The sequence below is a fragment of the Megasphaera jansseni genome (genome assembly GCF_047974155.1).
GTDB lineage: Bacteria > Bacillota > Negativicutes > Veillonellales > Megasphaeraceae > Megasphaera.
Genome location: NZ_JBHYRR010000002.1, coordinates 28,259 through 48,359, shown reverse-complemented (window position 1 = coordinate 48,359; position 20,101 = coordinate 28,259). Strand labels below are relative to the sequence as shown.

The 20,101-nt window shown below is 53.7% G+C and carries 21 protein-coding genes and 1 riboswitch; of the genes, 20 read left to right on the top strand and 1 reads right to left on the bottom strand.

From position 1 onward, the window contains the following. Positions 1–16 precede the first annotated feature (16 nt). On the top strand, positions 17–859 hold the full coding sequence (locus tag ACE418_RS00995) for an Asp23/Gls24 family envelope stress response protein (RefSeq protein WP_416448732.1): 843 nt from the start codon (positions 17–19) through the stop codon (positions 857–859). Here ACE418_RS00995 and ACE418_RS00990 read toward each other — a convergent pair. After that, complete coding sequence (locus ACE418_RS00990) at positions 856–2,334, bottom strand: hypothetical protein (protein ID WP_416448730.1); 1,479 nt, start codon at positions 2,332–2,334, stop codon at positions 856–858. The genes ACE418_RS00995 and ACE418_RS00990 overlap by 4 nt on opposite strands. Before the next feature lie 245 nt (positions 2,335–2,579). On the opposite strand from ACE418_RS00990, the gene ACE418_RS00985 reads away from it, so the two are divergent. From ACE418_RS00985 to ACE418_RS00895, 19 genes are all read left to right on the top strand, one after another. Further along, positions 2,580–4,130 (top strand): acyl CoA:acetate/3-ketoacid CoA transferase, encoded by a 1,551-nt coding sequence (locus ACE418_RS00985; RefSeq protein WP_416448728.1) that lies wholly within the window; start codon positions 2,580–2,582, stop codon positions 4,128–4,130. A gap of 194 nt (positions 4,131–4,324) precedes the next feature. After that, positions 4,325–4,402: riboswitch (ZMP/ZTP riboswitch) on the top strand. Between the two features lie 54 nt (positions 4,403–4,456). Continuing rightward, complete coding sequence (locus ACE418_RS00980; protein ID WP_416448727.1) at positions 4,457–5,632, top strand: phosphoribosylaminoimidazolecarboxamide formyltransferase; 1,176 nt, start codon at positions 4,457–4,459, stop codon at positions 5,630–5,632. Positions 5,633–5,834: 202 nt separating this feature from the next. Next, positions 5,835–7,826, top strand: a complete 1,992-nt coding sequence (locus ACE418_RS00975) for a molybdopterin-containing oxidoreductase family protein (protein ID WP_416448725.1) — start codon at positions 5,835–5,837, stop codon at positions 7,824–7,826. A 182-nt stretch (positions 7,827–8,008) separates the two neighbouring features. Next, positions 8,009–8,338, top strand: a complete 330-nt coding sequence (gene ylxM / locus ACE418_RS00970; RefSeq protein WP_416448723.1) for a YlxM family DNA-binding protein — start codon at positions 8,009–8,011, stop codon at positions 8,336–8,338. A 13-nt stretch (positions 8,339–8,351) separates the two neighbouring features. Next, a complete protein-coding gene (gene ffh / locus ACE418_RS00965; RefSeq protein WP_072983238.1) occupies positions 8,352–9,704 on the top strand; it encodes a signal recognition particle protein in 1,353 nt (450 codons plus the stop codon). Between the two features lie 53 nt (positions 9,705–9,757). After that, on the top strand, positions 9,758–10,027 hold the full coding sequence (rpsP, locus tag ACE418_RS00960; RefSeq protein ID WP_014015997.1) for a 30S ribosomal protein S16: 270 nt from the start codon (positions 9,758–9,760) through the stop codon (positions 10,025–10,027). Positions 10,028–10,042: 15 nt separating this feature from the next. Next, the gene (locus ACE418_RS00955) at positions 10,043–10,270 is read left to right on the top strand and encodes a KH domain-containing protein (protein ID WP_014015998.1); all 228 of its coding nucleotides are present in this window, start codon (positions 10,043–10,045) and stop codon (positions 10,268–10,270) included. A gap of 8 nt (positions 10,271–10,278) precedes the next feature. Continuing rightward, positions 10,279–10,686, top strand: coding sequence for a YlqD family protein (locus tag ACE418_RS00950; protein ID WP_020310423.1), 408 nt, complete (start codon positions 10,279–10,281; stop codon positions 10,684–10,686). Between the two features lie 6 nt (positions 10,687–10,692). Continuing rightward, on the top strand, positions 10,693–11,196 hold the full coding sequence (gene rimM, locus ACE418_RS00945; protein WP_416448722.1) for a ribosome maturation factor RimM: 504 nt from the start codon (positions 10,693–10,695) through the stop codon (positions 11,194–11,196). Next, positions 11,193–11,930 carry a tRNA (guanosine(37)-N1)-methyltransferase TrmD gene (gene trmD / locus ACE418_RS00940; protein ID WP_416448721.1) on the top strand — a complete coding sequence of 246 codons (738 nt, stop codon included), beginning with the start codon at positions 11,193–11,195 and terminating at the stop codon, positions 11,928–11,930. Before rimM ends, trmD begins: the two co-directional genes overlap by 4 nt. Next, positions 11,927–12,499 carry an RNA methyltransferase gene (locus ACE418_RS00935; protein WP_416448720.1) on the top strand — a complete coding sequence of 191 codons (573 nt, stop codon included), beginning with the start codon at positions 11,927–11,929 and terminating at the stop codon, positions 12,497–12,499. The genes trmD and ACE418_RS00935 overlap by 4 nt, the downstream gene beginning before the upstream one ends. 14 nt (positions 12,500–12,513) lie before the next feature. Continuing rightward, positions 12,514–13,248: a YebC/PmpR family DNA-binding transcriptional regulator gene (locus tag ACE418_RS00930; protein ID WP_416448718.1), complete on the top strand. Its 735-nt coding sequence runs from the start codon at positions 12,514–12,516 to the stop codon at positions 13,246–13,248. Between the two features lie 274 nt (positions 13,249–13,522). Further along, positions 13,523–13,765 carry a DUF1858 domain-containing protein gene (locus ACE418_RS00925; protein ID WP_020310427.1) on the top strand — a complete coding sequence of 81 codons (243 nt, stop codon included), beginning with the start codon at positions 13,523–13,525 and terminating at the stop codon, positions 13,763–13,765. A gap of 14 nt (positions 13,766–13,779) precedes the next feature. Beyond that, positions 13,780–14,373: a hypothetical protein gene (locus tag ACE418_RS00920; protein WP_416448717.1), complete on the top strand. Its 594-nt coding sequence runs from the start codon at positions 13,780–13,782 to the stop codon at positions 14,371–14,373. Between the two features lie 20 nt (positions 14,374–14,393). Further along, positions 14,394–14,954, top strand: a complete 561-nt coding sequence (locus ACE418_RS00915; protein WP_416448716.1) for a hemerythrin domain-containing protein — start codon at positions 14,394–14,396, stop codon at positions 14,952–14,954. A 224-nt stretch (positions 14,955–15,178) separates the two neighbouring features. Next, positions 15,179–16,147 (top strand): hypothetical protein, encoded by a 969-nt coding sequence (locus tag ACE418_RS00910; RefSeq protein WP_416448715.1) that lies wholly within the window; start codon positions 15,179–15,181, stop codon positions 16,145–16,147. Then, entirely contained in the window at positions 16,122–17,828 is a 1,707-nt protein-coding gene (locus tag ACE418_RS00905) for an NERD domain-containing protein (RefSeq protein ID WP_416448714.1), read from the top strand. The genes ACE418_RS00910 and ACE418_RS00905 overlap by 26 nt, the downstream gene beginning before the upstream one ends. Positions 17,829–18,037: 209 nt before the next feature. Next, positions 18,038–18,529, top strand: coding sequence for a tetratricopeptide repeat protein (locus tag ACE418_RS00900; RefSeq protein WP_416448713.1), 492 nt, complete (start codon positions 18,038–18,040; stop codon positions 18,527–18,529). A gap of 465 nt (positions 18,530–18,994) precedes the next feature. Beyond that, positions 18,995–20,008, top strand: coding sequence for a hypothetical protein (locus ACE418_RS00895; RefSeq protein ID WP_416448712.1), 1,014 nt, complete (start codon positions 18,995–18,997; stop codon positions 20,006–20,008). Positions 20,009–20,101: the final 93 nt, after the last annotated feature.

Genomic DNA, 20,101 nt, shown 5'->3' with positions numbered 1-20,101 from the left:
AAAGCAGGTGAGACGCATGGAAGTTTTTGGCTTTATTGGCGCCAGCGGCACCGGCAAGAGCCACCACGCCCTGGTCGTCGCCTATGACCACGATATCCAGGCCATCATCGACGATGGCCTGCTCATCGACCACAACCGCATCGTCGCCGGCCGGTCGGCTAAGGAAGAGACGAACCGCTTGAAAGCCGTGCGACGGGCTATTTTCAACAAGCCTGAAGATGCAGCGGCCATGCGGGCGGCGCTGGAAAAGATCCATCCCGATAAATTGCTCATCCTGGGCACGTCGAAGCACATGATCCACCGCATCTGCGAGTCCCTGCAGCTGCCGGAAGCATCGCAGTTCATCCGCATCGAAGACGTGTCGTGCCCGTCGGAAATCGCCAAGGCCCGGGCCATCCGCATCAAAGAGGGCAAGCACATCATCCCCGTGCCGACGATGGAACTGAAGCCCCATTTCCAGGGCTACCTCCTGGACCCGATCCGGTCCTTCTTTTACGGTCGCAACGGCAAGAAGATATCGCCCTTTGAACGGTCCGTCGTCCGGCCCGTCTTCAGCTATTATGGGAAATTGACCTTTTCCAACGATGTCCTGGAAGCGCTGGTGCGCCATGCCCTGAAAAAGAGTCCGGGCGTCACCAAGGTCAACCGCCTGCGGGTGGCCATCAATTACAACTCGACGCGCAATGGCCTGGCCATCATCCTGTCCCTGACCATTGCCTACGGCCAGCACATCAAGAAGCTCATGAGCCACATCCGCCGGGATATCCAGCAGGAAGTGGAATACACGACGGGCATGTCCGTGGAAATCCTCAAGATCACCGTCCGCAGCATTTCCCAGCCGGAAAAGCCGGACAACTAGGCGTCGCCGTTCTCTTCGGTCAGGACCGTCATGAGCGGCGTGATGAGGCCCCGCAGGGCTTCGACATTTTCGGCCGAAAACCCTTTGTAATGGGGCGACCGGCTCAATCCGTCGAAGAACTCGTGCATGCAGGAAATGAGCTGGGAATTGTTGAGCAGGTAGATGGGCTTGGTCTGGGGGAGGATATGATGAGTATTCTTCTTGAAGAAGGCCGATGTATAATTGCCGTAAAAGGCGAGATTGGAAAAATTCGTATAACTGCTTTCTCCCGATGCCGGGAGGAGGATCCCGTAAGTAATGGCCGAGTTCTGCTTCATCTTTTCGACGATGAGGTTGAGCTGGGCCTTTCTTTCGTCTGGCGTCATCTGATAGTTCATGTCGGTCAGGTAGAAACAGCCCGTTTCCAGATAGCGGATGATGGAATTCTTGGGCATGATGATCTTCATGCGCCCCTGCTCGATGATACGGTACCAGATGTACTGGATGCGCCGGACCCATTCCTTGGTGGCATTGGGATATTTCCCTTCGTCGATGAGCTGGCACAATGACGTATAGACCTCGTCGGGGAGGAGGAATTCCAGGCCGTTGGTCAGGAAGAAGAGGTAGTTGTTGGACGTAAAGAAAATGTCGCGGTAGCCGAATTTTTCCATGCCCAGGGACTGGCGGGGCTCCATGAGGACGGGCTGGACCATCATGTAGGCGCAGCACTTCTTGTAGATCTCCCGGACCTGGACCGGGTCGGTAATGGTCAGGCACATGTCGATGTAGTCGTCGCCGTCGACGTAATAGAGGTAGGCAAAAGCGTCTTTGAGGACGATGATGTTGCGGTACGATTCATGGTCGATTTCATGCATCGTGAAGTTATAGGTCAACAAGTGGTCCAGGCATTGATAGAGGCTGCTGGCGGCCTGGGGCATATGGTCGGCGAAGACATCCATTTTCAGGCCTAAGTGGACATCGCAGGACCAGCGGTCGTTGTGACATTCTTCCAGGAGCTGCCAGATGCCGTTCTGGTCGAGGACGTGGAACTGGCCGGTCATGACCAGCATCCCCTGGGACTGGAGGCCTTCCAGGTATTGGTGGAGCAGCTGGCGCAGGGCCGTGTGGCAGTCGGCGCGGCCGGCGTAGAAATGGATGGCCTGATCGCGGCTTTCGCTTTTCCCCGTCTTGGCCTGGGCCTGGCGGTAGGCCCGGCTTAGCAGGTCGTAGAGGTGGAAAGCCAGGTCCTGGCCATCGTCGGCAAAGGAGAAGATGCGCTTCAGGTCGGCTTCCTGGTGCTGTTTCTGGGCGATGCCAGCAAAGAAGCGGGCCATGTCCTCGTGGATGCGGTCGGCATGGCGCGAAGCCGGCAGACGGGCGCCGTTGACCCATTTGCTGATATAGGACATGTCATAGTCGATGGCCTGGGATAAGGTCGTATATTTTGTTTCCGTATATTGCAGCAGCTGCTTGAGGACTTCTGCATAAGGATTCATAAGTAAGACTCCTTCGATTGTAAAATTGAATACGTATATATTCCTTATATTCATTATATAGCCTGGATGGGACACCTTCAAGGAAAGACCTTGTCACGTTTGTCATCTCCAGGCAACTTTTTCATTTTCTGTCACGGCTTTGTGCGTATTTTTCAAGGACAAAAGGGGTTATACTAAAGCCAGAAGATGAGAAGAAAAAGAGCTCATCAAAGTCAAGCAAGGAAATCTATAAGGAGGGAGTCATCATGGCAAAACTGATTACAGCAGAAAATGCAGCATCGCTTATTAAAGATCGTTCGACTATCGCCGTTTGTGGTTTTGCACAGTGTGCATTGCCGGAAGAAGTATTGCAGGCCCTGGAAGACCGCTTTACCAAGACAGGATATCCGCAGCAGCTGACACTGGTCCATACGGCCGGCATCGGTGACGGTGTGAGCAAAGGTGCCAGCCATTTCGCCCATGAAGGCATGCTGAAACGGGTCATTGCCGGTCATTACAACCTGGCTCCCAAACTGGGGAAACTGGTCATGGACAACAAGGTCGAAGGCTACAACCTGCCGCAGGGTACGATGGCTCAGTGGTTCCGCAGCATCGCCGGCCGCAAACCGGGGCTCTTCACCCGCGTCGGTCTCAATACTTTCGTCGATCCCCGTATCGAAGGCGGGAAACTGAACAGCATCACGAAGGAAGACCTGGTCGAAGTCAAGGAACTGGATGGCGAAGAATACCTGTGGTACAAACCGTTCCCGATTGATGTCGCTATCGTCCACGGGACCTGCGCCGACTTGAACGGCAACGTATCGACGGATAACGAAGAAGTCCGTATGGAACTCCTGCCCATGGCCCTGGCAGCCAAAGCCAGCGGCGGCATGGTCATCGTCCAGGTCGAAACACTGGCTGAAAACCGGACGATTCCGCCGAAACACGTCGTCCTGCCGGGCATCGACGTCGACTATATCGTCTTGTCCAAGGTCCGCCAGGTCCAGAACCCGGCCTATACCGGTGAAATGCGTATGCCTCTGTCCCAGATTCCGCCGATGGAACTCAATGCCCGCAAGGTCATCGCCCGCCGGGCTGCGATGGAACTCGTGCCCAATGCCGTCGTCAACCTGGGTATCGGGATCCCGGAAGGCGTCTCCAGCGTAGCCAATGAAGAAGGTATCGGCGACCAGCTGACCCTGACCGTCGAAGCCGGGCCGATCGGCGGTGTACCGGCCAGTGGCGCCGACTTTGGCGGTTCGGCTAACGCCGATGCCATCGTCGACCATCCGTACCAGTTCGACTTTTACGACGGCGGCGGCCTGGATATGGCTTTCCTGGGCATGGCAGAATGTAACACCAAAGGCGACGTCAACGTCAGCAAGTTCAAAGACCGCATCGCCGGCTGCGGCGGTTTCATCAACATCACCCAGAACACGCATAAAGTCGTCTTCTGCGGCACTTTCACGGCCAAAGGCCTGCGCGAAGAAATCCGGGATGGCAAACTGGTCATCACTCATGAAGGCGCTGTCCAGAAGTTCATCGATAAGGTCGGCCAGATCACCTTCAGTGCTGAATATGCCCACAAACACAATCAGCAGGTCATGTTCATCACCGAACGCTGCGTCTTTGTCCTCACCGATAAGGGCTTAGTCCTCACGGAAATCGCACCGGGCGTAGATCTGCAGAAGGACATCCTCAATCAGATGGAATTCGTACCGCATATCGCCGAAGACCTGAAGACCATGGACGAACGCCTCTTCCGCGATGAACCCATGGGCCTGGCCCAGGACATCTTTGAACAACAGGCAGGATAGTGGCTCGTGGCACTGTAGGGGGCGCACGTGGGCGCCCCGTTCGGAATTTGGATGTTTCTCCCAGTAAACCGAATGGGAAATGGAAATCACATCATCCTGTAGGGGCGCCCCACGTGGCGCCCCTACAGAAAAAGGGACCGTCCGAAGGGCGGCCCTTTTTCTTGACATCTCCCGTCTGCGGACGGTATAATAAATCTGAAACATGTGACTGACGGAAGTGGAGTTACCACGGGGAGCATGATTCATACGAGCCGACCGTCTGGGCGAAACGTTCCAGAAGTGTCGGTATTTTTTTATTTTTGCTTAACTATTCAGGAGGAATCACCATGAAAGAACTGCAATTAAAATACGGCTGCAATCCCAACCAGTCGTCGGCCCGGGTTTATATGAAAGATGGCAGCGACCTGCCCTTTACGGTCCTCAACGGCCGCCCCGGTTATATTAATTTGCTCGACGCCTTCAACAGCTATCAGCTGGTCAAAGAATTGAAAGAAGCCACAGGCCTTCCGGCAGCGGCTTCCTTCAAGCACGTCAGCCCGGCTGGGGCCGCCGTCGCTACGGACATGAGTGATACCCTGAAAAAGATATACTGGGTCGATGACCTGAAATTATCGCCCCTGGCTTCGGCCTATGCCTGTGCCCGCGGTGCCGACCGCATGAGCTCGTACGGCGATTTCGTCGCCCTGTCTGACGTCTGCGATGTCGAAACGGCAACGCTCCTCAAACGGGAAGTCTCGGACGGCGTCATCGCTCCGGGCTACAGTGACGAAGCCCTGGCTATTTTAAAGACCAAGAAGAAGGGGAACTACTGCGTCCTCCAGATCAACCCGGACTACAAGCCGCGCCTCGTCGAATCGAAAGAAGTCTATGGCGTCACCTTTGAACAGGAACGCAACGAAGCCAAAATCACGACGGACCTCTTCAAGAATATCCCGACGAAGAACAAAAATATCCCGGCAGCGGCCCAGCGCGATCTGATGATTGCCCTCATTACCTTGAAATATACCCAGTCCAACTCGGTCTGCTACGTCAAAGACGGCATGACCATCGGCGTCGGCGCAGGCCAGCAGTCCCGCGTCCACTGCACGCGCCTGGCCGGCAACAAGGCCGATATCTGGTGGCTCCGCCAGAATCCGAAGGTCCTGAACCTGCCCTTCCGCGACGATGTCCGCCGCCCGAACCGCGACAACGCCATCGATGTCTATATCTCCGATGACGATGAAGACGTCCTGGCTGACGGCATCTGGCAGGACTTGTTCACAGAAAAACCGGAACCGCTCACACGGGAAGAAAAGAAAGCCTGGATTACCCAGCTCCACGGCGTAGCCCTGGGCAGTGATGCCTTCTTCCCCTTTGGCGACAACATCGAACGGGCCCATCGCAGCGGCGTCGACTACATCGCCCAGGCCGGCGGCTCCATCCGCGACGACAACGTCATCGAAACGTGCGATAAATACAACATCGCCATGGCCATGACCAGCCTGCGCCTGTTCCATCACTAAGCGCTTCCCTTGGGAAGAAAAAGGAAATCGTACATATCCCAGAGCGGGCGCCCCACGTGGCGCCCCTACAAGAAAAGGCGCTGTCGCACGAAGGGTTATGCCATCTGCTAACTGCTAACTGCTAACCCCTAACTGCTAACTGCTTAAAAGGAGCTGTCGCGATGCGACAGCTCCTTTTTTCCACGAAACAAGAGGTGATACCATGAAAACCTACACATCTGTCTGCCCTTATGACTGTCCCGATGCCTGCGGGCTCGTCGTGTCTGTTGAGGACGGCCGCGTCGTATCCGTCGCCGGCGACGCCTCCCATCCTTTTACACGCGGGACGCTGTGCCCGAAGATGGCCCATTATGAACGGACTGTCCATTCGCCGCGCCGCCTGACGACGCCGCTGAAGCGGACCGGCCCCAAGGGGAGCGGCCAGTTTACGCCCATTTCCTGGGAACAGGCGTTGTCTGACATCGCCAAGGAATGGAAAGCCATCATCGCTGACACCGGTGCCGAAGCTATCCTGCCTTATTCCTATGCCGGTACCATGGGCATCATCCAGCACGACGCCCTGCACGGGTTCTTTTACCGTCTGGGCGCTTCTGAACTGGACCGGACCATCTGCGCTCTGGCCAAGGGGCGGGGCTTCAAGGCTGTCATGGGAAGTACCATGCCGACGGCGCCGCAGGAAGCGCAGGACAGCGACTGCATCTTCCTCTGGAGCATCCACATGCTGGCTACGAATATCCACTTCCGCCACGATGTCGAAGCGGCCCGGGCCAAAGGGGCTGTCGTCTGGTGCATCGATACGTATCGCCATAAGACGGCCGACCTGGCCGACCACTTCATCGCCGTCCGCCCCGGTACGGACGGCGCCCTGGCCCTGGGCATGATGCACGTCCTCGACCGCGACGGCCTGGCTGATGAAGCCTTCTTGGCCCGGAACGTCGTCGGCTGGGATGCCTTGAAGAAAACGGTCCTGTCCAAGTATACGCCAGCAGAAACGCAGCGCATCACCGGTGTGCCGGCAGCGGCTGTCGTCGGACTGGCCCATGCTTATGGCCGGGCCCGGGCGCCTTTTATCCGCCTCGGCAGCGGCCAGTCCCGCTACCGCAACGGCGCCATGACGACGCGCCTCATTACCTGCCTGCCGGCCGTCGTCGGCGCCTGGGGAAAGCAGGGGGCAGGCCTCTTGACTTCGGCGTCGGCGTCGAAAGCCTATGATAAAGAAATCGTCACCCATTCCGCCTGGAAGCAGCCGGGCCGGCGCGTTGTCAACATGTGCTGTATCGGCCAGGCCCTGACGGAAGACGACCGCATCCGCAGCCTCTTTGTCTATTCGTCCAATCCGGCCTGTACGGCGCCGGATCAGAACCAGGTCCTGAAAGGCCTCAGGCGGGACGATTTATTCACCGTCGTCCACGAACGCTTTATGACCGACACAGCCCGTTATGCCGACATCATCCTGCCGGCGACGACCTCCCTGGAGCACGACGACGCCTATTATTCTTATGGAAATTATACGATCCAGTGCGGCTATGCTGCCATCCCGCCCGTCGGCCAGAGCCGCTCCAACTGGCGTGTCGCCTGTGACCTGGCCCATGCCATGGGCATACGGGACGCCTTCTATGACCAGTCGGAACGGGACCTCGTCGAAGCCCTGGCAGTGTCGACGACTAAGTGGCCGTTGCCCGTCGACCAGGAGCGCCTCCGTCAGGGCCTGCCGACGCCGCTGCCCATGCCGGCGGATTACCAGACCCGGTTCGGGACGCCGTCGGGGAAAATCGAAATCTACAATGCGGCCTTGACGCCGGCCCTGCCGGACTATCTGCCCCTTACAGCAGACGACGGCCCCCTGGCCTTGGTCAACGGGCCGGATATGCGCATCCTCGATTCGTCCTTTAACGAACGGGATGAACTGACGGCATCCCACACCATGGACCTCTTCGTCCATCCTGATGATGCGGCCCGCTACAGCCTGTGCGACGGCCAGACCGTGACCTTGGCCAATGAACGGGGCCGGGCCGATTTCACCGTCGTCATTTCCGACCGGACCGTGCCGGGCCAGGTCGTCAGCGAAGGCGTCTGGTGGCGGGAACGCGTCAAAGGGCAGGGGGCTTCCATCAATGTCCTCACATCCCAGCGCCTGACCGATGAAGGCGCCGGCAGCACCTTCTACGACGTCCGCGTATCCATCGTACCGTAATAGTTGGTAGTTTGCAGTTTGTAGTTTTTAGCAAACGGGACGAAATTTAAAGCATCCACGAGGCACGGCCTGCGGGCCGCCCTTTGGGCGGCCCCTACGAACTCTGACAAGTAAAAATACTTGACAGACGTGGCGGTTTCCGTTATAATACCAAAGTACGCTGTTTGAAAGGCGGTGAAGCCATGCTTGAAGATGTAGTCCGCAAGGGACGGCTCCTCGATTTATACGGGCCTTTGCTTACGGAGAAACAACGGCGCTGCATGGAAATGTATTTCGACATGGACCTGTCCCTGAGCGAAATCGGGGAGGAACTGAACATTTCCCGCCAAGGTGCCTATGATATGCTCAAGCGCGCTTCCCATTCACTGGAAAGTTACGAACAGCGCCTTCATCTGCTGGCCCGCTATGATGCGGTCCGGGATAAGATTGATGAAGTAGAGCGGCTTCTCGACCGGGAAGGACCGCAAACCCTTGAAAGAGCGAAACAGCTTTTGCATGAAATAGAGTTATAGAAGGAGGCCCCTTATGCCATTTGAAAGTCTGTCCGAACGATTCCAGGCGGCATTTAAAAAACTCCGCGGCAAAGGGAAGCTTTCTGAAGAGGATGTCAGCGAAGCGCTGAAAGAGATGCGCCGCGCCCTTCTGGAAGCGGACGTCAACTTTGCCGTCACCAAAGATTTCATCAAGAAAGTCAAAGAGAAGGCCGTCGGCGAAGAAGTCTTCGGCAGCCTCAATGCGTCACAGACGGTCATCAAGATCGTCCGCGATGAACTGACAGAACTCCTCGGCGGGACACAGAGCCGCATCACCATTTCTCCGAAGCCACCGACCATCATCATGCTTGTCGGTCTCCAGGGGGCTGGTAAGACGACGACGGCCGCCAAGCTGGCCAAGAAATTGAAGTCCCAGGGCAAGAGCCCGCTCATGGTCGCAGCCGACGTCTATCGTCCGGCGGCTATCACGCAGCTGCAGGTCCTCGGCCAGGAACTGGACATGCCCGTCTATACCGAAGAGGGCAGCAAGGACCCTGTTGCCATTGCTCAGCACGCCATTCCCTATGCGACCAGCCATTTACGCGATGTCGTCATCATCGATACGGCCGGCCGTTTACATATCAATGAAACCCTCATGGACGAACTTATCAACATCAAGAATGAAGTTCATCCCCATGAAATCCTGCTCGTCGTCGACGCCATGACCGGTCAGGATGCCGTTACGGCTGCATCGGCCTTCGATAAAGCCCTCGGTATCGACGGTATCATCATGACCAAGCTCGATGGCGATGCCCGCGGCGGTGCCGCCTTGTCCATCAAGGCTGTCACGGGCAAACCGATCAAGTTCATCGGCGTCAGCGAAAAGCTCGACGGCCTGGAAGAATTCCACCCGAACCGCTACGCATCGCGTATCCTCGATTTGGGCGACGTCGAAACGATCATCGAAAAAGCCCAGGCGGCTTTCGATGAAGAGTCGATGGAAAACATGAAGAAGACCATGAAAAGTGGTACCTTCACCTTCGATGACTTCCTGTCCCAGCTCCATATGATCAAGAAGATGGGCAATATGGGCAGTCTCCTGAGCCTCATCCCAGGCATCGGGAAATATAAGAAAGAACTCGACAAAGTCGACATGGATGGCAAAGAATTCAAGCGGATCGAAGCCATCATCACATCCATGACGGCCCAGGAACGGTCGAGTGCCAATCCCAAGATGCTCATCAAGGACAGCCGCAAGCGCCGCATCGCCAAGGGCAGCGGCACGCGCGTCCAGGATGTCAACCGCCTCATCAAGCAGTTCGCAGAAATGCAGAAGATGATGAAGCAGGCCAAGAAAGCACAAAAGAATAAACGACGGGGTTTCATGCCGCGTCTGCCTTTTTAATGGATTTCCCTTTTTTGTGGAAATAAGATACTATATCAAGGAGGTGATTTTCAATGATTAAAATTCGTTTGGCTCGTTTAGGTGCTAAAAAGAAACCGATCTACCGCGTCGTCGTCGCTGATTCCCGCGATGCTCGTAACAACGGTCGTCCGGTTGCTACATTGGGCATGTACGATCCGTCCAAAGACATGGACTCTCGTCTGACCGTCGATGCTGAAGCAGCTGTAGCATGGCTCGGCAAAGGCGCACAGCCGACAGATACGATCCGTTCTATCTTCAAAAAAGCTGGCATCATGGCTCAGTTTGAAGCATCCAAAAAGTAAGTGAGGCTGGATACTATGGAAGAATTGATTGCATGTATCGCCCGGTCCCTCGTCAAGAACCCGGATGCGGTTACAGTTACCAAGATTCAAAAAAAAGGCCTCGAAGTCTATCAGCTTCATGTCGCACCCGAAGATATGGGTAAAGTCATTGGCAAACAGGGTAAAATTGCGAAAGCATTGCGCCTTGTTGTCAAGGCTGCGGCAGTGAAGGCTAACAAGAAAGTATCAGTGGATATCGTATAGGAGGAACCATGGATCAGATTACATTGCGCGTTCCTGTCGCTGTCAAAGCAAAGGTTACGCAGGCCCTCAAGGATCGTATCCTCAAAGGTGCTGACCAGGCCCTGAGTGACATCGATCGGGAAATGCAGAACCTGGAATTCCAGGCCAAACGCATGATGACCGAACAGGCCAAAATCGATGCCCAAGGGTTGATTTCCTTGCGTGCTAAAGTAGAAGAACAGAAACAGCGTCTCGCCGCAGCCAAGGCTAAGGCACAGCACGACAGAGAAGAAGCTGAACAGTTGACAATCGGTTCCGAAATCAGACAAGGCACGCTTGAACAGACTGTCGTTGTCAATGTCGGCGATGATTTAGAAAAATTGATGGGAACGGAAATCCTGCTTGAAGACGGCAAGATCGTTTCTATCCGCCAATAGAATACGATGGCTGAATTAGATCTCTTTACAATCGGTCAAATCGTTGCCCCGCACGGCGTGCGGGGTGATGTTCGTATTTATCCCGATACGGATTTTCCGAAACGATTCCTGAAAATGAAATACGGTTACATTGACGGCAAGAAATATGAAGTAGAATCCGCACGTCTTCATAAGCGGGTCGTCCTCATGAAATTTGCCGGCGTCGATGATCGCAATGCCGCGGAACGGCTGGTCAAGAAAGACCTGCAAGTACCGCGCGAAGATTTGGTGCCCCTGCAGAAAGGCCAGCACTACATCTACGACATCCTCGGCTCGGCCGTATACGACCTTCAGGGCCATGAACTGGGAAAACTTACAGACGTACTGCGCACGGGCAGCAACGACGTCTATGTCGTCACTGCCGATGACGGCAAGGAAACCCTCCTGGCCGCCATCCCCGATGTCATCAAGTCCATTGATGAAAGTGCCAAAAAAATCGTCGTTGATCCGCCGGAGTGGGTGGACGAATGAGAATCGACATTATCTCACTCTTTCCGGAGTTCATCGAAGCTTTTTTCCAGCACAGTATCATCGGGCGGGCACGGGCAGCCGGCCTGTTGGATTTGGATGTGACCAATCCCCGTAATTTTACGTATGACCGCCATCACATGGTCGATGACACGATTTATGGCGGTGGCTGTGGTATGCTCATGAAGGCAGCGCCTTTGTATGCCGCTGTGGAAGCCGTACGGCGTCAGGTCCCGCGGCAGCGCATCATCTTCATGGGGCCCGCAGGGCAGACCTTTACGCAGGCCAAGGCACGCGAGCTGGCGACATACGACCAGCTTATTTTATTATGCGGCCATTACGAAGGCGTCGATTACCGCGTCGAACAGGATCTGGCCGATGAGACCATTTCTGTCGGCGATTACGTCCTCACAGGCGGCGAACTGCCGGCTATGACCGTTACCGATGCCGTAGCCCGCATGATTCCCGGTGTCCTCGGCGCAGCCGCCGGGGCCGCTGACGATTCCTTCTATTCGTCGCTCCTGGAATACCCGCAGTACACTAAGCCTGCCGTCTTTCGCGGCATGGCCGTGCCGGAAGTCCTGCGAAATGGCGACCATGCAAAAATCGATGCCTGGCGTCGGGAAGCGTCGCTGGCGCGGACCTTGGAATTACGGCCGGACCTTTTGCAGCACTGCGATTTGTCGCCAGCTGACCAAAAGATACTGGCAAAATTGAAAGGGGCGAAGAAAGGATGAAATCCCCTTTGTATGTCGGATTGGTTCATTATCCCATATATGATAAGAACTTCAACGTCATTGCTACGGCCATCACCAACTACGATTTGCATGACATTTCGCGGTCGGCCAAGACCTATGGCGTCAAGAAATATTTCATCATCCACCATATTCCGGGGCAGCTCGATATGGTGCATAAAATCATGGATTTCTGGGAAAGCCCGGTGGGCCGCAACTATAACGGCTACCGTACACAGGCTTTCGATATCGTAGACATCCGCCCGTCCATCGAAGCGGCTGTCGAAGCTGTCACCACCGCAGAAGGGAAGAAACCTTACGTCGTCACGACGGATGCGCGGACCTATGCCAATACCATTTCCTATAAGGAATTGCGGCAGAAGCGGGAAGAAGACGATACGCCGATCCTCCTGCTCTTTGGCACGGGCTATGGCATGACAAAAGAAACGATGGAAAAATTTGATTTCATCCTGGAACCGATTTACGGGGCCGGGGAATATAATCACTTATCTGTCCGTTCGGCAGCTGCTATCATCTTAGATCGCCTGGCCGGCGAAGATTGGTGGAAATAAAGGGAGGCATTTGAATGTCTGGACATTCTAAATGGGCGAATATTAAACGTAAAAAAGGGAAAAACGACGCAATCCGCGGTAAGATTACGACCAAAATCGGCCGTGAAATCACGATTGCTGTCCGCATGGGCGGTCCGGACCCGGTCGGCAACATGCGTCTGAAGCTGGCCCTTCAGAAAGCAAAAGAAAACAACATCCCGAAAGATAACATCAAACGGGCTATCCAGAAAGGCGCTGGCGCTACAGAAGGCCAGAACTACGAAGAAATCGTATACGAAGGCTACGGCCCGGCAGGCGTCGCCGTTACGGTCAACGTCCTCACGGATAACCGCAACCGCGCAGCTGCTGCTGTCCGCCATGAATTCTCCAAATCCGGCGGCAACCTCGGCGCTACGGGCTGTGTCAGCTGGATGTTCCACAACACGGGCATCTTCGTCGTTAACCGCGACCAGGCTGATGAAGACCAGATTATGGAAGTCGCCCTCGATGCCGGTGCTGATGACGTAAAAGTCTCGGACGAAGACTACGAAATCATCACCACGCCGGAAGCTTTCGACGCTGTCGAAAAAGCCCTGGCTGACAACAACATCGAAACGGAACACGCATCGATCACCATGATTCCGGAAAACACGATCAAACTCACCGGTGAAGACGCTGAAAAAATGGAACGCTTCGTAGACGCCCTCGACGAACTCGACGACGTCCAGGATGTATATCATAACGCAGAACTCCCGGAAGAGGAAGAATAAGAGTGGTTAGTGGCTAGTTGTTAGTTGTTAGTGAATGGTTTTAAATTTAAGAGCATTCACTGCAAACTGCAAGCTGCAAACTTAAAAAGGCGCTGTCGCAAAGACAGCGCTTTTTTACGAGCCACGAACCACGAACCACGAGCCACTAATTTCCCAACCGTTGTAATAACAACCGATTCCCTCCGCTATCCATGGTATACTACGTTCAGAAGTTGAGAGAACCTCACTTAGAGATTAAGATATAATTCATCCACTTGCTTAGGAGGTAGGTACTATGTTGAAATCTGTTTTGAATAAATTTGCTATGAATGAAAAGGTTACGTCTGATATGATTATGGGCGATATCATCCGCCTTCATCCGGAAGTTGTCGACACCCTCATTTCCCAGGGGATGCACTGCCTGGGCTGCCCGTCGTCGCAGCAGGAAAGCCTGGCCAATGCCTGCTTCGTCCACGGCCTCGACCCGGAAATCGTCACTAAAGCCGTCAACGTTGCCATCGAAGCGAACAAACAGTAAGAGGAGGTATCATCATGAGCGCATTTTTAGGACCCATCCATTTTTGGTTATACAATAAAATCCAGTTCCAGGAAAGCCTGATCGACGAACTCATCCGCTATGCTTCGTCCCAGGGCTGGTCCGACAGCGACTTAGCTGACAAATACGGCAGCAAAGACCGCCGCCAACTCGATGAAGTCATCGACGAATCGAACATCCACGGCTGGCTCCAGTCGCGCATCCACGATGCCGAAGGCCGCTATGCCGCTTTGGTACTCGACGTCGCCGGCGACCGGGAAGACCGACTGACGGCACTGAAACAGGCCGCTTATGATTTCGGCGCCAGCCAGCACCTCACTGCCGCTACGGCACCGGAAGCCTTCCACCGCCTGGACGACCTGCTCCTCGATGGCATGCCCTGCGACCAGGTCAACCGCGTCCGCGAAAGCGACGACCGCCGCATCGCCTGGGACCGGACTATGGACCTGCACAGCGAATTCTGGAAGGGCCACGGCGACCGCTACTATGCCCTGCGCCAGGCCTTAGTCGACGGCCTGCTGGCCGCTACAGATTACGCCTTCGCCAGCCCGGCCGAAGGCCAGTATGAAATCGTCAAGAAATCTGCTTAAACGAAAGAGAGGGAGCCTTTATGTATTGCACGGAAGTCATGGTCAAACAACATGCCAATATTTCACGGATGCTGAAAGTCATCAAAGAATCGTGTTGCGCTATCTTGGAAGGCGCCGAAATCGACCAGCAGGAATTTGCTGAAATCCTCGATTTCATCCGCCGTTATGCCGACGGCCACCATCACCGCCGGGAAGAACTCGTCCTCTTCCCTGAAATGGTCGACCATCTGGAAGAAGTCGCCTCCATCATCATCAAGCACGGCATGCTCGTCGAACACGACCTCATCCGTGCCCACGTCCGGGCCCTCGACGAAGCCCTGAAACTCTACACCCAGGAACCGAAGACGGAATACAAGCTCCAGGCCCTGACTGAAGCCATGGCCTATGCCAACCGCCTGCAGCAGCACGTAGAAAAAGAAAACAACGTCGTCTACCCCCTGGCCGACCGCGGACTGTCGGACGCCATCAAAGCCAAAATCGACCAGACCGTCCGGGACATGGAACAAGAAGAAGGTCCGGAATTCGTAAAAGGCTACATGGAACTCCTGGAACGTTTGGAAAAGAAATATAAAATCGCGTAGCCCGGCTCTCCTGATAGGAGAGCTGTCAGCGAAGCTGACTGAGAGGTTGCTTTTTTTACATAGTTTGTAGTACGGAGTTTGTAGAAGATGGCTTAAAATTTTTACCCGTTGCTAGCCACTAATCACTAAAAAAACTTGTCGCGCGGCGACAAGTTTTTTTTTATGCCAAGACACATTCTGTCTACCTGACTATATATAATAGATAACCCAAGGAGGCGATAGGTATGAAACAAATCGACGTAGTACAAGCACAGCAAGCTATCCAGTTCATCTATAACTGCTATAAGAAATTTGATCTTGACGTGGACGAATGTCGGGCGGTCCTTACCCTGGACCTGCCCTATTACGATGAGTTTTCAGCCAAACACATCCGCAGCATTCTCTTTCCCCTGTACAAGCAGATGAAATTCAGGACATATTGGGTCATGCGTTTTTCCATGCCCATCTTTGGGACCCTCGATTATTATGATCGTACGGTCAATCTCCTCGACGACATCCCGGGCCTCAATATGGACGAAGTACTCACGCTCATCGACAACTGTTTCAAAAAGGCCGGCACGACCTTGCAGGCAAGCCGGCGCCGTTACGCCTGGGAACCCATCTGCAATCACCGCGATGAACAAGGAAACCTGCTGATCCATAATCTGCCGAATATGGTACAGACCGTTGAATGTGAACGCTGCCATGCCGTCTTTCCCCTGAATTTCAACGAACAACTGGGAAAATATGTCCATGGCTACCTCTTGGACGACTGCCACTTCTACGACTTCGAACGGACTGGCGTTGCCGAGAAAGCAGAAGAAGTCCTGGCAAAAGACAAACTCTCCAACGTCCATTCGCTGACGGACTATTACCGCATGCGCGAAGAATTGAAAGAACAGTACCAGGCCGTCATGGAAGACAAGATGGCCTGCTGGGAACTGGTGGGCCGCCTGAATACATGCCTCTTAGAAATCGATGGCCTGAATACCTTCACGCGTCACCAGGTCGAAGACAGCGTATTGTATGCCGAAAAAGAAATGATAGACCGCTACCTCTGGCAACATGGACTTCAAAAACAGCTCAAAGCCAGACTGAAAGAATTCGGCACCCTTCCGTCCCTGAAGTATCCTTGGTATAATAAGGAGAACACGATGACAGAAGATAAAGAGAAAGGAAAGATACTGCATGGCACGTTTTTATCCCACCATTGACGATGATTTTCATGGCAGCGATGGCGAAATCCAGGTCTACCAGGCCTTACAACAATTAAGTGACGGATATGTCGTCTTCCATTCCTTCCGTTGGCTCGGTGAACCAGGCCAATACCGAAGCGAAGGGGAAGGCGACTTTATCATTTTCCACCCGACCAAGGGCATCTTGTCCATCGAAGTCAAATCCGGTGGCATCGGCTATGAAGACGGCAGTTGGATCCAAATCAACCGCAGGAATAACAGTGAAAAACGCATCAATCCCTTAGGACAGGCTGCGGAAACGCAATACCGTATCCAGCGGATCCTGCGCCAGCATTTTCCCTATGACTGTCCCATGATCGGCCGGGCAGCCTGGTTCACGTCGGTCGCTATGGATTCGAAACTGCGTCTGCCAGCCGAAGCTGTTCCGGAAATTATCCTGGACCAGCTGAGTTTAGCTCACCCAGAAGAAGCCCTGGACAAGGCCTATGCGTATTGGCACGACCATCTGGGGCGGTCCTTTACACCGCTGAAGCCGCCGGAATTCAAAGCCCTCATCCAGACACTCATGCCGTCTTTCCGCATTGCCGAAACGATTTCCAGCAGCAGCCGGGAAACGAAGACGTCTTATGTCCAGCTGACCAATCAGCAGTTCTCTATCCTGCGCTTTTTGCAGGAACAGCGGACGGCGGCCATTTACGGCCCGGCCGGTACCGGTAAGACCATGCTGGCCGTAGAAAAGGCGCGGATGCTGGCTAGTCAGGGGAAAAAGGTCCTCTACCTGTGCTTCAACGAATTCCTGTTGCAATACCTGCGCCACCATTACCATGACCCGCAGATTACCTTTCATAATGTACGCACTTTGGCCGAAGAAATTCTCCAGGACGATACCTTGCCCCTCAATAAAGTCGTCGCCGTCTTTGAAGAGTATTTTGAAAGCGAATTCAATGATGACGACTGGCCCTATCCCAATATCGTTGTCGACGAAGGTCAGGACCTGAGCGATTCCATCCTGGAACACTTGAGCTTCCTGGCCGAATTGCAGGACGGCTGTTTCTACATCTTTTACGACCGCAATCAGTACATCATGAGCCGCAAGACGACGGGCTGGATCGATAAGAATGCCGAATGTCGCCTGGTCCTCTATAAGAATTGCCGCAATACCGCTGAAATCGCCACGTCCATCGGAAAACTGATGCACATGAAAGACAGCTATGTCAACACCATCCAGGGCATGACGCCGAAAGCCGTCTTTTATGGGAATGAAAAAGAACTGCAGAAACAGGCAGACCGCTTCGTCAAAGACATGTGCCAGCAAGGCGTCGCCCTGAAGGACATGGTCATCCTCACGGCCCACTCCGTCGCCCATAGCGGCCTCAAGGACTGCCGGGCCCTCAACGGGATTCCCGTCACGACGGAACCGGAAGACGGCAAAATCCTCTTCACGTCAGTACGGAAATTCAAGGGCCTCGAAGCCACGGCGGTCCTCCTCATCGACGTCAATCTGTCGGAACTCCCGGACGACCTCATGCAGCGCCTCATCTACGTCGGTTCCTCGCGGGCTACGATGTACCTGAAAATCGCCTTCTGCGAAGACATCGAAAAGAAAGACTACGGCCTCATCCTGGATGCCCTGACCGACGAACCGGTCAAACACAACCGCAGCGGACTGGTCAAAACCCTGCACTTAGAAGCGGACTAATAGGAGCGCAGGCCAGTGCAAGGCTCTCTTTCTAGGAGAGCTGTCAGCGAAGCTGACTGAGAGGTTGCTTTTAAATTTAACCCCATCCGCTGACTGCTAAAAAAGGCGCTGTCGTCGTGCGACAAGCCCTTTTTGCCTAACCCTGACAAAACCTGTCCTCCTCAGATGCTATAGTAAAGATAGAACTTGTATTTCACAGGAGGGTAATCATGGATAGAAGCGAACAGACCAAGAAGAATCAGGCCATCAACTTGTATACGTGGGGCTTAGAACTCCTCTCTGACGGCGGTCACGTCCGAGATGCCGATAAAGTGGGCTGGATGCTGATAGAGAATGCTGCCACCCAAGGCGACCGGGACGCTCAGAACTATTTAGGCGATGCCTATTTTTACAGTTACAAAAAAGATGAAAAAGCTGCCTTTTGGTACACCAAAGCCGCCGAACAGGGCCTGCCAGAAGCCCAGGCCATGCTGGGGATGCTCTATCTCCTGGGACGCGGCGTCACACGGAATTACACTAAGGCACGCCATTACTTCGAACAAGCCTTGCAGGGCAGCGAACTCAACGTCGAAGCCGCCGTGGCCCAATATTGGCTGGGCCAGATGTATAAAGAAGGCATCGGCGTCCCAAAAGACAAAGAAAAAGGCGAAAAATTGATCCGCCTGGCCGCCATCAACGGCTATGAACCCCATGGGAAATAAGTGAGCGCAGGCCGCAGGTCGCAGGCAGCCGGTCGCCTTGGAATCAGATGCGGCTTCGCCGCAATAAACTCAAACTGACAACGCCGCTTCGGGATACCCTCAGCGCGTAGTGGGCCGCCCGCCGCTACCAATCGTCCGGGTAACTGTCCTGTATCTGACGAATCAGAAAGCTTTGGGACGGCCCCTACGACCTCGCATACAGGCAATAAATGGAAACGCTGTTACTGGCTACAAAAAAATCACGGCCAACGGCCTTGTGCGTAGGGGACGACCTTTAACCTCTCAGACCGCCTTTGGCGGCCAGCTCCCCTATAAAGGGAGCCTTGTGCGGCCCGTTGCGAGATTTCATCACAGCCTTTTCGAGTATAATGGCAGGCTTTTACGAGCCACGAAACACGAGCTACGAACCTGGTTGTACAAAAAAATCAAAATTTGGTACAATGAGGTCAAAAGGAGGTGTGGCCGATGAATGAAGAGATAATGCAGGATGTAAAGGAGCAGCTGGCAGGGGCGTTGGATTACGATCAAGCAGCTAAAGGTGTTTTATCGCAGAAAAAGGTGTTAGCTTATATCTTGAAACGGACGGTTCCCGAATTTGAATCGGCCAGCCTCGACGATATTGCTAATATCTACATCGAAGGGACGCCGGAAGTCAGTACCGTTCCGGTCTCTAAGGATAAAACGAACGCGGTCCGACACTCCTTAGAGCGACAGGATACACCGAAAATCAAAGGGGCACAGAATGAAGATAACAGCATAACGGAAGGCAGCATCGTCTTTGATATCTTGTTTCGGGCGAAGGCACCGGAAACTAATGAGCTTATTACCCTGATTATCAATGTAGAAGCACAAAAACGATTGAACCCGAAAAAAAAGACCGGAGATACCTATCCTCTATTAAAAAGAGCTGTCTATTATGCCAGCCGATTGATTTCTTCGCAAAAAGGGACTGAATTCATCAATAGCGACTACGATAAAATAAAGAAGGTCTATACCATTTGGATCTGCATGGAAGCCCCACAGGGGAAAAGTGCGATCAACCGCTATCAGCTGAAAGAACAGCATTTGCTGCACCGCTATAAGGAGCCTTGTCAGAATTATGACCTCATGGGCATTATCTTTGTCTATCTGGGAAACAGCAAAGTCAAGGACCAGCTGATAAACCTGCTCGATTTGATGTTCAAATCGTCAAAGGACGCTAGCGAAAAGATTACAACCTTGCATAATGATTTTGGAATTGATTTGACACAAGAAGGAGAGGGGGATTTGGCAGTCATGTGCAACTTAGGAGAAGGAATATACGAAGATGGCCTGATAAAAGGTAAGGAAGAAGGTAAAAAAGAAGGCAAAATAGAAGGAAAATTGGAATTCGCTCTCGAATTGTTAAAAGATGGGATGTCCTTGGAAAAAGTGGCAAAGTATAGCAAATTATCGTTGTCTATGATTAAAGAACTTGCTAAACAGAATAAATTGATTTAGGAACAATTACAAAAACACCGCCACGGGGCAAGAAACCATTGGCGGTGTTTTTATTGAAATTTCCTCGGACTCAGATGCGGCTTCGCCGCAATC

Bases quoted from the DNA above. Each gene is read 5' to 3' on its own strand.
- ACE418_RS00950 (WP_020310423.1), top strand. From the start codon at position 10,279: ATGGATCAGATTACATTGCGCGTTCCTGTCGCTGTCAAAGCAAAGGTT.
- ACE418_RS00985 (WP_416448728.1), top strand. From the start codon at position 2,580: ATGGCAAAACTGATTACAGCAGAAAATGCAGCATCGCTTATTAAAGAT.
- ACE418_RS00905 (WP_416448714.1), top strand. From the start codon at position 16,122: ATGGCACGTTTTTATCCCACCATTGACGATGATTTTCATGGCAGCGAT.
- ACE418_RS00920 (WP_416448717.1), top strand. From the start codon at position 13,780: ATGAGCGCATTTTTAGGACCCATCCATTTTTGGTTATACAATAAAATC.
- ACE418_RS00980 (WP_416448727.1), top strand. From the start codon at position 4,457: ATGAAAGAACTGCAATTAAAATACGGCTGCAATCCCAACCAGTCGTCG.
- trmD (WP_416448721.1), top strand. From the start codon at position 11,193: ATGAGAATCGACATTATCTCACTCTTTCCGGAGTTCATCGAAGCTTTT.
- ACE418_RS00915 (WP_416448716.1), top strand. From the start codon at position 14,394: ATGTATTGCACGGAAGTCATGGTCAAACAACATGCCAATATTTCACGG.
- ACE418_RS00975 (WP_416448725.1), top strand. From the start codon at position 5,835: ATGAAAACCTACACATCTGTCTGCCCTTATGACTGTCCCGATGCCTGC.
- ACE418_RS00990 (WP_416448730.1), bottom strand. From the start codon at position 2,334: ATGAATCCTTATGCAGAAGTCCTCAAGCAGCTGCTGCAATATACGGAA.
- ACE418_RS00895 (WP_416448712.1), top strand. From the start codon at position 18,995: ATGAATGAAGAGATAATGCAGGATGTAAAGGAGCAGCTGGCAGGGGCG.
- ACE418_RS00900 (WP_416448713.1), top strand. From the start codon at position 18,038: ATGGATAGAAGCGAACAGACCAAGAAGAATCAGGCCATCAACTTGTAT.
- ffh (WP_072983238.1), top strand. From the start codon at position 8,352: ATGCCATTTGAAAGTCTGTCCGAACGATTCCAGGCGGCATTTAAAAAA.
- ACE418_RS00925 (WP_020310427.1), top strand. From the start codon at position 13,523: ATGTTGAAATCTGTTTTGAATAAATTTGCTATGAATGAAAAGGTTACG.
- ACE418_RS00910 (WP_416448715.1), top strand. From the start codon at position 15,179: ATGAAACAAATCGACGTAGTACAAGCACAGCAAGCTATCCAGTTCATC.
- ylxM (WP_416448723.1), top strand. From the start codon at position 8,009: ATGCTTGAAGATGTAGTCCGCAAGGGACGGCTCCTCGATTTATACGGG.
- rpsP (WP_014015997.1), top strand. From the start codon at position 9,758: ATGATTAAAATTCGTTTGGCTCGTTTAGGTGCTAAAAAGAAACCGATC.
- ACE418_RS00955 (WP_014015998.1), top strand. From the start codon at position 10,043: ATGGAAGAATTGATTGCATGTATCGCCCGGTCCCTCGTCAAGAACCCG.
- ACE418_RS00930 (WP_416448718.1), top strand. From the start codon at position 12,514: ATGTCTGGACATTCTAAATGGGCGAATATTAAACGTAAAAAAGGGAAA.
- rimM (WP_416448722.1), top strand. From the start codon at position 10,693: ATGGCTGAATTAGATCTCTTTACAATCGGTCAAATCGTTGCCCCGCAC.
- ACE418_RS00935 (WP_416448720.1), top strand. From the start codon at position 11,927: ATGAAATCCCCTTTGTATGTCGGATTGGTTCATTATCCCATATATGAT.
- ACE418_RS00995 (WP_416448732.1), top strand. From the start codon at position 17: ATGGAAGTTTTTGGCTTTATTGGCGCCAGCGGCACCGGCAAGAGCCAC.